General features: G+C 31.8%; 13 protein-coding genes and 1 pseudogene. 5 read left to right on the top strand and 9 right to left on the bottom strand.

Features of this window, described 5'->3' with window-relative positions; all coding sequences use genetic code 11:
• Positions 1-11: 11 nt before the first annotated feature.
• From ACFCYN_RS03905 to ACFCYN_RS03885, 5 genes are all read right to left on the bottom strand, one after another.
• Positions 12-500, bottom strand: a complete 489-nt coding sequence (locus ACFCYN_RS03905) for a DUF4183 domain-containing protein (RefSeq protein WP_172445999.1) — start codon at positions 498-500, stop codon at positions 12-14.
• A 258-nt stretch (positions 501-758) separates the two neighbouring features.
• Positions 759-2,018, bottom strand: coding sequence for a helix-turn-helix domain-containing protein (locus ACFCYN_RS03900; RefSeq protein ID WP_375947658.1), 1,260 nt, complete (start codon positions 2,016-2,018; stop codon positions 759-761).
• 354 nt (positions 2,019-2,372) lie between these two features.
• Positions 2,373-3,026 carry a TasA family protein gene (locus ACFCYN_RS03895; protein ID WP_172446001.1) on the bottom strand — a complete coding sequence of 218 codons (654 nt, stop codon included), beginning with the start codon at positions 3,024-3,026 and terminating at the stop codon, positions 2,373-2,375.
• Between the two features lie 68 nt (positions 3,027-3,094).
• Positions 3,095-3,652 carry a signal peptidase I SipW gene (gene sipW / locus ACFCYN_RS03890; RefSeq protein WP_375947656.1) on the bottom strand — a complete coding sequence of 186 codons (558 nt, stop codon included), beginning with the start codon at positions 3,650-3,652 and terminating at the stop codon, positions 3,095-3,097.
• Positions 3,618-4,274, bottom strand: a complete 657-nt coding sequence (locus ACFCYN_RS03885) for a hypothetical protein (RefSeq protein WP_375947654.1) — start codon at positions 4,272-4,274, stop codon at positions 3,618-3,620. Before ACFCYN_RS03885 ends, sipW begins: the two co-directional genes overlap by 35 nt.
• 242 nt (positions 4,275-4,516) lie before the next feature.
• Between ACFCYN_RS03885 and ACFCYN_RS03880 the strand changes: the two genes are divergently transcribed.
• The gene (locus tag ACFCYN_RS03880; protein WP_375947652.1) at positions 4,517-6,253 is read left to right on the top strand and encodes a M4 family metallopeptidase; all 1,737 of its coding nucleotides are present in this window, start codon (positions 4,517-4,519) and stop codon (positions 6,251-6,253) included.
• A gap of 322 nt (positions 6,254-6,575) precedes the next feature.
• On the opposite strand, the pseudogene ACFCYN_RS03875 reads toward ACFCYN_RS03880, so the two are convergent.
• A pseudogene (locus ACFCYN_RS03875) lies at positions 6,576-7,016 on the bottom strand (cupin domain-containing protein); the annotation flags it as partial.
• Positions 7,017-7,450: 434 nt separating this feature from the next.
• On the opposite strand from ACFCYN_RS03875, the gene ACFCYN_RS03870 reads away from it, so the two are divergent.
• The 4 genes from ACFCYN_RS03870 to ACFCYN_RS03855 all read left to right on the top strand — a co-directional run bounded on the left by ACFCYN_RS03870 (position 7,451) and on the right by ACFCYN_RS03855 (position 12,482).
• Positions 7,451-8,803 carry an Nramp family divalent metal transporter gene (locus ACFCYN_RS03870; RefSeq protein WP_375947651.1) on the top strand — a complete coding sequence of 451 codons (1,353 nt, stop codon included), beginning with the start codon at positions 7,451-7,453 and terminating at the stop codon, positions 8,801-8,803.
• 145 nt (positions 8,804-8,948) lie between these two features.
• Positions 8,949-10,301 carry a spore germination protein gene (locus ACFCYN_RS03865; protein WP_375947649.1) on the top strand — a complete coding sequence of 451 codons (1,353 nt, stop codon included), beginning with the start codon at positions 8,949-8,951 and terminating at the stop codon, positions 10,299-10,301.
• Positions 10,294-11,364 carry a GerAB/ArcD/ProY family transporter gene (locus ACFCYN_RS03860; RefSeq protein WP_375947647.1) on the top strand — a complete coding sequence of 357 codons (1,071 nt, stop codon included), beginning with the start codon at positions 10,294-10,296 and terminating at the stop codon, positions 11,362-11,364. Before ACFCYN_RS03865 ends, ACFCYN_RS03860 begins: the two co-directional genes overlap by 8 nt.
• Complete coding sequence (locus ACFCYN_RS03855) at positions 11,361-12,482, top strand: Ger(x)C family spore germination protein (RefSeq protein ID WP_375947645.1); 1,122 nt, start codon at positions 11,361-11,363, stop codon at positions 12,480-12,482. Before ACFCYN_RS03860 ends, ACFCYN_RS03855 begins: the two co-directional genes overlap by 4 nt.
• 37 nt (positions 12,483-12,519) lie before the next feature.
• Here the strand turns inward: ACFCYN_RS03855 and ACFCYN_RS03850 are convergent, their stop codons facing one another.
• The 3 genes from ACFCYN_RS03850 to ACFCYN_RS03840 form a co-directional block, all read right to left on the bottom strand.
• Positions 12,520-13,344, bottom strand: a complete 825-nt coding sequence (locus ACFCYN_RS03850; protein ID WP_375947643.1) for a MerR family transcriptional regulator — start codon at positions 13,342-13,344, stop codon at positions 12,520-12,522.
• 136 nt (positions 13,345-13,480) lie between these two features.
• Entirely contained in the window at positions 13,481-14,368 is an 888-nt protein-coding gene (locus tag ACFCYN_RS03845) for an alpha/beta fold hydrolase (protein WP_375947641.1), read from the bottom strand.
• A gap of 74 nt (positions 14,369-14,442) precedes the next feature.
• Entirely contained in the window at positions 14,443-14,832 is a 390-nt protein-coding gene (locus ACFCYN_RS03840; protein WP_375947639.1) for a YidH family protein, read from the bottom strand.
• Between the last annotated feature and the right edge of the window lie 109 nt (positions 14,833-14,941).

The raw sequence follows: 14,941 nt of genomic DNA, 5'->3' as shown, positions 1-14,941 counted from the left end.
ATAAGTAGTCGTCATAAAAATAAAGAGATAAATTGGATGATGATAATTGTACCCTTTAAAGGAACATCTTCTGTAAGAAGCGTCAACCTACTTTGTTCAATTTTATAATTTACGATTGGCTGAAGCATTCCATTAATAAACAAATTAATATAGGAAACCTCATCTGGTGATTTAATCGTTGTTAATCCATATTCCTCAATTCCATCACGATTAGTATATATTTTCCTAAAACCGTCAGACACGGCGAAAAATAACTGATTCGTAGTTTTTAAAGGAGTTGATGGAGCAGCCCAGCCTCCACCTCCCAAATTAACATTTGTGATTAGCGCTTCCCATTTAGAACCATTATATCGATAAAAAATGCGATGTTTTGTATCTAAATAGATACTTCCTGTTTCAGGACTATCTGGACGAGTTGCATATGTACCTGCTTGTATTGAGGGAATATTTCCTGCATTTATCACAAAATTATGATCAAATACATCCTTAGTTATGTCCATTCACCCCCATTACGTTAAATATTCCAATATAAAGCTCTTATTTTTTTAAAGAATGAGTTTGTATAAATATATGTTTTTTATTGAGAATGTAATGCACTATTCTATTAATTTTTTAATTATTATTTGGCTGAAATACAAAAACTCGCCGATCGGCGAGCTCTAAAGGCGAAGACAGAAGCATAGTTGCACTTATACATTGGCTTCTAACTATTGACCCTTTCTTAATGTGAAATAAAAGAACTGTCCATTAACAGTCCTTTAGTTATCTAGTTTAACTGTACCCATTAAGTAGTTAGACATTTCAACTGCCTTCTCAAACTCTTTTTCTTTTACATAATAATCATACAACTGCTTACCATATCGTTTCATTAGAACAGTATGATTACGTGATTTAAAATAAGGAAATGCTGTCTTTTCTGTGTACTCAAGAGATTCTTTCGTTTTATTTTCAATGGAATAGATTAGTAATGTAAAAAGTACTTGATAGTGTTGATTTTTTAGATCCTCTGCAATCGTTAGTCCCTTTTGAGCACTATTCAATAAGGCAGATTTTCGCATTAATTTGCCTTCAAATGAACTTTTAAGATAATTATTCAGTCGTTGGAGATAGATGACAGAAGGCTTTTTCTCCAACTGTAATGCTGCTTTATAATATTTTTGCGCTTTTTCATACTCTTTTCTTTTATAATATTCCAATGCAAAGTTATTTAACAACATCCCCGTTTTATCTGGTGCATTAAGAGCTTCACTGTCATGGATTAAGTTTTTATAAGATTGTTTTAATTTTTTAAAATCTATATGTACATCAGTGCTTGCTTGTAAAAGCATAACTGATTCAGCATTTATTGCGCGTAAATAGTTACTTGTTTCTTTAAAATGATTAAGTGCTTTTTCTGCATATACATATGCCATAACCTTAGAATCAGTCCATGCATAGGCCATTGCTAAGTGATAGTAGTACTCAGGATTGCCGTACTCATTAATATCTATCTTCTTTAAAGTTTGTATTGCTTTATGGTGGTTCTCTGTACTTGAGTTATTATAATTACCTAAATAATAATTTCCTATTACGTGCAAAAGGAGATTTCTTTCAAAAGGAGGTAGGTCCTTATAGTTTCTTTGTAAACTTTGAATAATCGTAATAGTTTTCTTAAAATCGTTGTGTAAGAGATAATATCTTGCTAGAAGTAATTGATATAGCGCATCATATCTTGATGAATTAATAAAGGGGCTTTCTTCCAGCTCATTTTTATATGATTCAACTTCCTTCATTCTAAGTTTAATAATTGCTGTATGCCAATTTTGTAGTTTCTTTTCAAGCTTTTCAAAGTTAGCAATTTCTTTTCTAATATCAATATGTAATCGCTCAGAAAATAGGGTAATAATCTCAGATGAATAAGATGTAGTTCCCCGCTCAATTTTCCCTACGTGCTTGGAAGAGCATATTCCTTTTCCTAGTTCTTCTTGTGTTAGTCCGGCTTTTGTACGATAAAATTTTATAACTTCTCCTTCGATCATTGAATGCTCCCCCTATCCTAAAATTTATATTAAATATATAACATATTTACCTAGTTTTAATAGTTCTATTTACATAATTTATTAAGTTTTTTTTAATGAAAAAACAATAAATGCACTAGTGTTTTATCACTAATTTTTTATTTCACTAGGAAAAAAGTACCAGAAAACAAGAAAACCATGAACAGACTAGTTTGTTCATGGTCTTAACCTTATATACTCTAAATACATATGCACTCATATACGTTTGCCTTTATGTAAAAGATACTTTTTTTAGGTATATATCACAATTAACTTTATAAGACTGTTATAGTTTTTGATATCTTCAAAAGATATAACCAAGTCTTCTTCTGAGGATTAGTTGCTATCTGGGTCAGTATCTAAGAAGTCTGTTCCGCCGCCTGTTTGTGCATTGAATGTCCATTCAACATTTAATTTGTCGCCTTGGAATTGGTTTTGGTCTTGCCCATTATCTACAAATTCAAAGTAAACGAATAATTTTTCCTTATTATTTCCTAAACCTTTACCATCATCAGCAGGAATTCCATCTGGAACAGGGTTTGATGGGTTATTATCAGTACTTCCAATAAACTGTTGAATCGCTGTTAAATCTGGAGTTTGATCTTTTAAATCTGCTAGAGTAGTTTCAACGATTGGAGTATATGCACTACTTTGATTGTACATCATTGTAACCTTAATATGTTTAGCAAAATCATCTGTATCGTTCTTACCTGCATCAGTTACTTGATACTTTGTACCTAATAAAACTTTATTAATATCTAATGACCCTGTATTCTCTAAATTGAACTCACGGTAGATTGTATCACCAGGCTTTAAGTTGCCAATATTAACAACCGTTTTAGGATTTACAGCTAAATCTACCGTACCAGCTGCAAACGTATTTTGCGTTTTTACGCTGTCACTAAAATATGCAAACGTTCCTCCACCCATCAAAGCTAAACCTAAACTTGCAGTCATTACGCTTGTACTAATTGTTTTAAAAAAGCTCATCTCTCTTCCTCCTAAATAATTATGTATTAAATATAAACTCCTATGTACTTTAAAAATACATAAGTAGATTATCCAGTTTTAGAATGCTTCGTTACTTCTAATTGTTTCATAGAAGTAATGATTGAAATAAATGCAGACAAAAATAGTAGGACACCAGGAACAAACAGTAGCAAAGCTGAACCTATTTTTGTAGATACATAATTCAAAGCATATCCTACATAAGGAATTGTAAATCCAGTATATTGTCCAACAACCTCTGACGAAGAAACTGTCCATAAGTCTTCAGCATTATTGTTGTCACCTTTTGTTTTATAAAGAACATGTCCACCTTTTTTTGTTACTGTCACAATTCTATGAGTAATTAACTTATTGTCTTTTTGAAATGTAATAATATCTTGAACTTTATAGTTCTCTGGATTTTGTTTAATGTTTATCCCAATTATCGAGCCAGTATGAAACGTAGGCTCCATCGATCCAGATAATACAGCTTTCATTTGATAGCCTGCTACTGTTGGATCTTTTTCCGAAAATCGAGAGATTAATACAAAAATTGCAAGAATACATACAATTAACGTAAACAATACTCTGAAACTACTTATTACTATTTTTGATAGTTTGTTTTTCATTTTCTGTCACCTCATCCTTTGCTTTTGAATCTACTGTGTTTGTACCAGTTGTTTTTTGATTTTTTAAGTCCTCTTTATTTTGCTTGCTGTTTTCTGTATTAGCTTCTTGGTTTTCTAGAACCATTATTTGTTCCTTAATGTTTAATTTAATAGAAGCTATTTTCTCAAAATCTATTTTAGACTCTACTTCTTTATAGGTATTCTGGACTTGTTTATTCCCTTGAAGAACATAGTCATAAGAATGCTCATCTTCTGGCATAAGATTGTAATACTTTAGCATCACTTCTTTTATAGAAGATAAAGATTCTAAATTGGTATTCAACTCATCTTCACTTAGTGAGATATTTTCTAAACTTGCTGTTAGCTCGTCTATAGAACCTTTTGATGAAGTATTTATTATTTTGTCATATTGTTGAAAAGCATTATCCCTCAGTTTAACTGCATCTTTATCTAAGCTTTTTATAGTAGCTGGAAAAACATAAGCTGCCGATATCTCTACATTATCTAAATGAAAAGTGCTAGAAAATGAAGCTTCAGTTTTTCCAACTAGTTCTGATCCTAAATAAAATGAGATGCTACATAAACAAGGAAAAATCAGTATTCTACGTAATGAAGTTTTCATTCTGATTTTCACCTCTTTCGAAACCAAACTCTGATTTTCATTATGTCTTAATTATCAGAAAATTGAAACCGGGTTATTTTACAGTGTAAAGTTTGTAGTTTTTTGTCATTTTTTTGCTAAACCGCAGAAAAATGTCTATTTATCTTGAGATTAAGAACCCGACAACCTTATATTGCGTTTTATCTGAATTTTTTAAATAATGAGATTGAGCTTTACAACATTAAACCTAAGAGGTGATTGGATTGAAAAAGAAGAAACAAAAGAAAATGAGTAAAAAGGCAGCTATTCCGGCTGTACTAGCATTATCATTATTGGCTGGAGGCGTTATTCCAACAGCAGCACCAAAAGTTTTTGCAGAAGAAACTCAAGTGAAAGGAAGTTCTGAAGACGCGGCGGTCGCTTATCTTCAATCTCAAGTTACAAACTTTACAAAATCTCTACCTATTAACCAATTTAAAGTAATTGACAGTATCACTGATAGTGCAACAAATACATCTCATGTACGCACAGTTGAGCAATATAAAGGAATTCCTATTTATGGTTCTGGACAAACTGTAGCCCTAGATGCAAACAACAATGTTTACGCTTCGATTGGTAATGTAACACAAAATTTAAGTCGTTCAATTATTCACACTGAGGCTTCAATTACAGAGGATGACGCAGTTGAGATTGCTAAAGAAGGCGTAGAATCACAAATTGGTACAGTAAATAAATATGACGGTATTGACACACAGTTAACGCTTTTACCGCAAGGATCTAAATATCGTTTAACGTATTTAGTTAAATTATCAACCTCAGTACCAGCTCCTGGTTATTTCCATTATTTTGTTGATGCTAATTCTGGGGAAGTAGTAAAATCATTTGATGCTGCTGCTGAAGTATTTGATCCGAAAAATGCAACGATTACTACTGCAACAGGTTTAGATGTATTTGGTAAAAAGCAAAGTTTTATTGCAGCGAAAGATAGTACGACGAATACTAGTTATCTGTATGGTATTTCTGCTGCTGGTGGGACAACAACTAATCCAAATCTTGTTCCTCTCGCAACATTTTCAGCGCGTGGAATGGGTGAAACAGCGTTTTTATTAGCAAATTTACTTTTCGGTCTACCGGGATTTGATGTAAAATCAAACTCTTTAAATTTCTTTGCAGATCCTGCTGCTGTTTCTGCTCATATTAACTCTGATAAAATTAATAAATATTATCAAACTGTCCATAAACGAAATAGCTTAGATAATAAAGGTATGACATTAATTAGTACAGTACATATCGGAACTAAGTGGAATAATGCTGCATGGAACGGAAAGCAAATGTTATACGGAGATGGAGATGGTGTTGTTTTAGGATCATTAGCAGGTGGACTTGATGTAGCTGGTCACGAAATGACACATGGTGTGATAACGAATTCTGCTAATTTAACATATCAAGACGAATCAGGTGCATTAAATGAGTCATTAGCAGATATTTTTGGTGTATTAGCTGAAATGTATACTGCAGGAACAACTAGCCCTGATGATTGGGAAATTGGAGAAGATGTTTACACACCTAACAAAGCTGGAGACGGTGGACTTCGCTCATTAAGTGACCCAAAAACTAAATCAGTACCTGCTTATTTTGGAATGAAAGATAATAAATACCCAACTACTTACTCTGAACGCTATTTAGGAACAGAAGATAAAGGTGGCGTTCACGTTAATAGTAGCATTAATAACAAAGCTGCTTACTTAATCTCTGCTGGTGGAACTTTTAATGATGTAACTGTAACGGGGATCGGAAGAAGTAAATTGGAGAAAATTTTATACCGTGCTTTAACAATGTACTTAACACCTTCATCTGGATTTAAAGAAATGCGTCAATCTGCCATTCAAGCTGCTCGTGACTTATATCCAGACAAGAAGAGTGGAACAACTACTGTACCATCTGCTGAAACAAGCGCAGTTATCGCTGCTTACGATGCAGTTGGAGTTCCAGCTCAATAATATATCTTGTAGGAAGGGGATCTACCCCTTCTTATTTTTTTACATAAAAACTTCATTTCAAACTATTTCTACAATTAGTCGCTTTCTTCTATTGATTATTATTTAATTTGAAGTTTATTTAAGTTGATATAAAAGCAACTTAGAATATCAAACCTTCTATCATTCTTCTTATTCTTAACCGAAATTTGGTTACCAATAACATTCTTCCAATGCTTTTAATTTAAATTTCCCTATATATCTTTGAAAACTGATGTCCCTTTTTAGCTGTAGAAAAACCTCCGACTATATCACTAAAACAAATTTGCAGGTTATTCTTACTCTTTCAAACAACTGGCCACTTTTGTTTACGGAGTTTCTCAATTAAATCATTGCCTACATTTAAATTCTCTTTTACTAATTCATGTGGAGTAAGTGCCATCCATTGATTAAGTGATACATCTTCGAATCGATTACTTTTAAAGATTTCGAGAAACCAAAGACTTGTATCCCCTGTATTTTCTATATAATGTCCAAATGCAAAAGGTACGTATCCCACGTCTCCAGCTCGATAGTTAAAAGTATGTGCATTTCCACCGCCACCAAATACAGTCATTCGACCCGTACCAGTTAAATAATACTGCCATTCGTCATTGTTCGGATGCCAATGCATTTCTCTCATTCCACCTGGTTTTATTTCTACAAGAGTAGAAGCAATATTTTTTGAAATAGGAAAATTAGTAGAATCAACTACCATTGCTGTTCCTCCTGGAGTAATAATTGGTTGTGGAATATTGTCAGTAAATGTTCACTTTTTTTCCATGAATTTTCTTTCTCAATCTTAAGTACATCACCAATAAAATATATGTTTTATCTAGTTTTACTATGGTGAATTCCGTATTCTTTCTCAACTTTGCGAATTAAGTAACCAAGTTGGTTTGCATCACTTGCTTCATATACATATGCATAATGTACTGATCACTCATTATAAATGCCTAACTTCTCCCATAATCTCAAAATAGTATAGAAAATATTAAAAAAGCAGAAACCAAAGAAAACCCTATTAATCAACGTTTATCAACTATTTACAGAAAATTAACGAAGTTATAAAAAATTTTTTATTACAAATAAGAACTATTGTGTTAAAATCAGCATATAATTTAAAAACTTTCCCTAGGGAAAAACTATTAGATGCGCACAATAAAACAGGTGGTGGGAAACATGTCACAAAAAACACAAGAAAAAGTCGTTTATGACGAGGCCGGCTGGAGACAGGAACAATCACAACCTAGTTTGCAAGAAGTCCATCGATCATTATCTGTTCCAAAGAAAGCTAGTTCTTTCCGCAAATTTCTAGCATTTGCAGGACCAGGTTATTTAGTTGCAGTTGGTTATATGGATCCTGGAAACTGGGCAACATCAATAGCAGGTGGATCTGCTTTTAACTACAATTTATTATCAGTTATTTTAATTTCAAATCTAATGGCCATCATCCTTCAATCTTTAGCAGCTAAATTAGGAATTGTTACTGGTAGAGATTTAGCTCAAGCATGTCGAGACCACTTTAGTAAACCTGTATCATTTGTACTTTGGTTACTTTGTGAGGCTGCAATTGCAGCATGTGACTTAGCTGAATTGATTGGATCAGCCATCGCTCTAAATTTATTATTTGGTATTCCTTTGTTTTACGGAATTTGTTTGACGACGTTAGATATATTTCTTATTTTAATTTTACAAAATAAAGGTTTTAGATACATCGAAGCATTTGTTATTTCTTTAATTATTTTAATCACAGGTAGTTTTGTTTTTGAACTAATCATGTCTCAACCTGATATAAAAGCTGTATTTGGTGGATTCATTCCAAGTTCTCAAGTTATTACAGATCCAAAAATGCTTTATATTTCTTTAGGAATTTTAGGGGCAACTGTTATGCCTCATAATTTATATCTTCACTCGTCAATCGTTCAAACTAGAAAGTTTGATACGTCTGATATTGGTAAGAAAGAAGCAATTAAATTTGCTACAATTGACTCAACAGTTGCATTAATGATCGCATTGTTTGTCAATGCAGCAATATTAATTTTAGCCGCTTCTACTTTCTATAAATCAGGTAATACAAATGTCGCATCAATTGAAGACGCGTTCCAGCTGCTTACTCCATTACTCGGAACGACTTTAGCTAGTACATTTTTTGGAGTGGCATTATTAGCATCAGGTCAAAATTCTACTTTAACTGGTACGATAGCTGGGCAAATTGTAATGGAAGGCTTTTTAAATATTAAACTTAAACCTTGGATAAGAAGATTAATTACTCGTTTAATTGCTGTTACACCAGCTCTGATCGTAACTTATCTTTACGGTTCAAAAGGAACCGCAGATTTATTAATCCTTAGTCAAGTTATCCTATCATTACAGTTATCATTTGCCGTAATTCCACTAGTTATGTTTACGAGTGATCCAAAGAAGATGGGTAAATTTGCTAACAAAACTTGGCTTAAATATATTGCATGGACGATTGCATCCGTAATAGCAGTCTTAAATGTATACTTACTTTGGGCAACATTCTTCAAATAAAATGATACAAAAAAAGATTGAACAGATGTTTAAGTGACATTTGTTCAATCTTTTTTTATTTACCTACTAATTTCTCCCTTTCCATACATAACCAATTATGTGCTGACTCATACTATTTATATCGTAAAGGAGTTGATGCACTTTGATGGAAAATGAACCAATCCCTTTTATAAAGGACTTAAAAGATGAATTTCATTCAAGTGCTGATTTTCAGTACCAAAAATTTATAAGTGATGGAAAAGTTCTTCATCTTTGCTATTTAGATACGATGATAGATTCTAAAGATGTTCAAACCCATTTGCTACAAAAGGATATTTATAATCCAAAAGAAGATAAAGTTGAGTCTAGTGTTTTGCAAACAAAGGAACTGCATTCAAGAGAAGATTGTATTCAAGCAATGATTGATGGTAATGTGGTCGTTATTTACGGAGAAAAAGGAACAGCATTTTCTACGCCACAAAAAAATGACCGGTCAATTGAAGAATCAAGTTCAGAACGTGTTGTTGCGGGAACACATGATGGGTTCGTAGAAAGTTTAAAAACAAATACTTCTTTACTTAGAAAAAGAATTCGTTCGAAAGATTTCGTCATTAAAAATATGATACTTGGAACTCAATTTCCTACAACTCTCTCATTGTTATATATTAAGAACTTAACTCCAAACGAAATGATTGAACAATTAGAAGAAAAGTTAAAAGCGCTCGAGTCTAAAGCTTCTGTCGAATCTATACAAATACATACATTACTAGAAGAATTTCCTTCATCTCCTTTCCCGCAAGTTTTACGAACGGAGAGGCCTGATCGCACATACCAGCATTTATTAAAAGGCAAGCCTGCAATTTTAGTCGATAACGACCCGAACGCTTTATTATTTCCTTCAAATATTTATAGTTTTTTTAAAAGTCCCGAGGATTTAAATTTAAGATGGTTGCTCGGAATATTTTATTATGCAATTAGGATTTTTGCTTTTTGGATGTCTGTCTTATTACCAGCGTTCTATATCGCAGTTACTTCATTTCATTCAAATATTTTACCGATTGGTATATTTTATACGCTTAAATTATCGGTTGAAAATGTACCATTCCCACCATTATTGGAAGCTTTAACGATGCAAATTTTCTTAGAGCTATTAAGAGAAGCGTCCGTACGTTTACCGCAGGCCGTTGGTTCTACAATTGGAACAGTTGGTGCAATCGTCATTGGAACTTCGATTGTTCAAACGAATTTAATTTCAAATTCAATGATCGTTGTTATTGCAATAACAGCTGTAGCATCTTTTACGATGCCAGTAAAAGAATTGTCAACTGCAGCCAGAATAATCGGTGTACCGCTTACACTTTTAGCTTCAATGTTTGGATTTTTAGGTATCTCTTTAGGAATATTAATGATTGTATGCCACTTATCTAAAATTAAGACATTTGGAGAACGTTATGTTGAAAACCCTGGATTTAAAGAATTTCCGTTTTTTAATAGTAAAAAGGTAAAAAATCATGATTAAAAATAAACATTTATTCTTTATTATTCTATTTACACAATTTGGAGTTACAATTTCTCGTCTTCCTTTTTCAGTTTATAAAATAACGGGATCTGATGGCTGGATATCAGTCTTACTTACTGGTGTGTTGATTCAAATCCTATTATTCATTTATTACAGTTTGTATAAGTCATTTCCAGAAAAAGGGTTTACTGAGTATACAAAAATTCTTATGAATACTTACATTGGAAGCTTCATTAACATCTGTTATTTTATATACTTTCTTTATATTTGTATTAAATTATCAATCGAATTCGTTGACGTAATTAATATATGGATGTTTCCAAATACTCCAACATGGGTTGTTCTTATTTTATTTATACTCACGGCTATATTTATCGCAAAAGAGAACATCCAAACGATTGGAAGAACGTTTTTATCTTTTTCTTTTATATTTTTCTTTGTCATTCTCTTTATCATGTTTGCTTATAAAAATGCGCACTTTGGGAGACTACTTCCAATTGGTGACAGTGGAATAAAAAAAATTGCTTTTGGAATAAGTCCTGCATTTGTAAATATGTTAGGATTTGAAGTATTTCTCTTCCTAGGCACTGATTTTGAAAATACAAAGAAAAAGTTATCTACAATTTCTTTGGCTAATCTAGTTTCAACAACGTTATTTACATTTGTTATATTGACATGTTATGTATCATTAAGTCACTATCAAAGCAAAACAGTAAAGTATCCTATACTCTATATTATTAAAGGATTTCAATTACAAATGGTTGAAAATCTCCATATAGTTTTATTATCATTTTGGACGATTATAATGGCATTATCATTTATCATTTACTTATATATTCTTAGTGAAGGTATTCTAAAACAGTTCAAATCTAAGGTCCATAATCGCACTTTAGTTGTCGTCATAATATCATTATTTTTGGTCAGTATATATCCTATATTTTCAATTCCAATTTTAGATAAATTACAATTTTTAAGTATCAGTATTTACTTTGACTCTATTTTCATAATTCTCATTCCATGTCTATTATTTATAGTAAATAAAGTAAGGAGGTTAATAGCTTGATTAAAAAAATAATCAGTTTGATTTCTCTACTTTTAGCTATAGTAATATGTACCGGTTGCTGGGATCAGAGACCTATAAAGGATAGAATGCTAATTAATGGACTAGGTTTTGATATTAATCAAGATCATAAAATTGAATTAAATGCTTCTATTTTAAATATTATTGGTAAAGGAACTGGAGCATTTGATTTAGAAAATGAATTAATTACAACAGAAGCAAATTCAGTGGTTGATGCTGGTATAAAAGTCCAAACGGTTTTACCTGGTGGGATTGAAACAGCGAAAACTAGACTTTTCTTATTAGGAGAAGACTTTGCAAAGGAAAAATTCCAATTTATCTTAGATCAATTTAATCGAACTCCATTTACTAATGTAAATGTGAATGTAGTTATAACGAACAAACAAAAAGCGAAGGATATATTAGAATTAGAAACCTTGAATAGACCGATTTCATTTGTTATTAATGAAACGGTTGATCGCGCAAAGAGGATATCAATCATTCCGAATATAGATCTTCAAAAAATTTATACAATGGTTACAGAAATTGGGATTGATATTCTACTACCTGTTGTTGATAAAACAAAAGATGAACATGTTGGCGTATTAGGCGCTGGTTTATTCCATAAAGGATCATATACTGGTAAATTTATTGAAAAGTCGGAAGCTCCAATACTATTAATGATGATGGATCAGTTTAATAATACAAGTTTATTCGTTACTAGAATTCAAAATAAGAGTTCCGCTGAAGCACCGTATAATATCATATCCTACGAATTACGTCGCCCTTCAAGAGAATTTATCGTTCATGCGTCAAAAAATAAAATAGATGTTGATATTCCAATAAAAGCAAAAATAAGAATTGGAGAATCAACGAATATACAGCATATATCTGAAAAAGAAATAAAATCGATTATTGAAAAAGATTTAAATAAGAGAGCAAAAATTGTAATTAAGGAAGCCCAACAAGCTAATAGCGATGTTTTAGGAGTAGGGCGCTATATTAAAGAGCATAATCCAAAATTATGGAAATCCTTGGACTGGGATAAAAAATATCCTACAATTCAAGTCCATCCAAGATTTAATATCTATATTTCAAATACAGGAATTCTTGAAACTTAAATAAAAAACAGAAAAATCTTTATGATTTTTCTGTTTTTTATTTCGTATAACCATTTAATTTTTGATGGTAATGCATACTTGCATGTCTTATAAATTCCGCTTCAGAATCAGGTATCGAATATATTTTGGGCTTTTGACTCTCAGGTAACGATTTAAATCTTTCCCAAGATTTTTTCATTCCTTCTTTAATTTGTGGATCATTTTGACTATAACGATTATTCATATCCATTAAAAATTTTACAAGTTCTTGCGCCTCAATACTCTCAACCTTATATCCTTCTTTAACAAGTTCTGATAATTTATCCCTAAAATATTTATAATCATTTAAATGACGTAAATGTTCTTCCTCAGTCCATCCTCGATCAGCTAATTTTTGTAACGTTTCCTTTGTGTATGACTGTTTTGCGATGTTTCTCATGATTTTACGATCCTCAGTAGATAAATATTTACTGACCCATTCCGGCCTTAAATTAAAATGTGCCATTTGAATCAACTCTGTAACACTTTCATAATTAAACGAATCCGAAATTAATGATGATTCCACCTGTTCAATCGCATTTATTATTTGGTTGATTTGATCTTTTTTAGCTTCCAGTAGCTCTTTTTGCTCTTTTAACTTTTTTGTTAAGTCTAAACTACTTTCCGATAATATTGTTTGTATATCCTTTAGTGAAAAACCTAAAAATTTGAATGTAAGTATTGATTGAAGGTGAACTAAATCAGTATCTGTGTATAATTTATAGCCCGATTCATCCGTATATGTTGGTTTTAACAATCCAATCTTATCGTAGTACCTTAGCGTTCTAACTGAAATAGAAGTTTTTCTCGCAAATTCAGTTATATAATAAAACTTGCTATCCATTCTCTATTCCTCCTTTTTTTCACAGTTTATACGGTGACGTAGTGTCATAGTCAATACTAAATGAAAAAAGAAAAACCCTCTTAGAGGGCTTCCTTTTGTATTCCAAAAACATTTTATAGTGGAAATTGAAAATTAACTATACTTCTTTTAAAAAATTCTCAACAATTGATATTTGCTCATTTGTATTTAATGCGGGAGCATGACCGACCTTAGGTATTGTTTCCATTTTAAAGCTTTGTGTTTCTTGCATTTTTAAAGCTACATCAAGTGGCAATACGTCTGAAATTTCTCCTCTAATGAGTAAAATCTTAGACTGAATAGCCTCCCAATAATTCCACAAATTTAGATCTTCAGAGTGTTGAAATTGTAATGAAATTTTAGGATCATAGTCAGGACTTATTCCACCTTCATCTCTTCTACGGCAAGAGTTTTGAGTAAAATCATTCCATTCTTCCTCACTTGATACACCAAATGAATTGTAAATTAACTTATAATAACTCTTCAATTCAGTAAATGTTTTAAATTGTGGAGGCGCACCTACGTAAGTAATAATTCTCTTAATTCCTTCGATGTCTTGTGGCTGATTTTCTAAAGCTCCAGCCCCAATATCATTTAAAACTAAATGAGTGATACGCTCTTGGTGTTGCGGTGTTCCAGCAAGTCTCATTGCAATTGCTCCACCCATCGATGTCCCTACCCAGCGAACTTGTTCGATCTCTAATCGATCTAATAAACCAATCGCAATATTTACATAGTTTTCAAAACAGTAGTCCTGCTCAGGTTTAGAACTCCACTGACTAAATCCTCGTCCAATCGTATCAGGGCAAATTACATGATAATTATTTGCTAAATGACGTGCTAAAATATCAAAATCCCTACCATTCCTAGTTAGACCATGCCAACAAACAACAGTTGGATTTTTCCTTTCGCCCCATTCTGTAAAATGAAGCTCCATTCCATTAATTGATTCAAATCGAGAAATAGGATTTAAAATATTAATCACTCCATTCGTTTTACTGTCCACTCTATTAAATATTCGATTTTTTTTAAATTATCCCTATAAAAAGGACAGGCAAACGGAGGATTTTTAAACTCTTTTCATTTAAATAATAATAACGAAAGATACATCACAATCATGAATATTAAAAATGAAAATAAAATTGATACAAGAATAACTGAATTATTCGCAGGTAAAAATTTCCCATTTTGAATTTCTTTTCGCTTTTTACTGTACTGAATTGTGGCTAATACTCCTGTAATAAAACCAACAACACATGCATAAATACCAAGAAAAATTGCTAGTGTATTGATGAAATGATTGTTGCTAATTTTAATTGTAAAATGAATTGAGGTTGTTAAAAATCCTACACCAGTGATCGAGATTGCTGTACGCAACCATGCTAAATATGTTCTTTCATTTGCTAAATGCTGTTGTGCATATTTAACACTTTCATCAGGTATTCCTTTTTGATTATTTAAGGATTCCACTATGAATTACTCCTTACTTATAAAGCATCAATCTAATAAATCGGAAAAAACTTACTTCTTTACAATTAGTTTACACTCTCTAAGTTAATTTATCGTAAAGTTCTGCTTA

Origin of the sequence: Gottfriedia sp. NPDC056225 (genome assembly GCF_042267765.1) — a bacterium.
Classification (GTDB): domain Bacteria; phylum Bacillota; class Bacilli; order Bacillales; family Bacillaceae_G; genus Gottfriedia.
The sequence above is the reverse complement of the archived record's forward strand: the minus strand, read 5'-3'. Positions and strand labels throughout refer to the sequence as shown.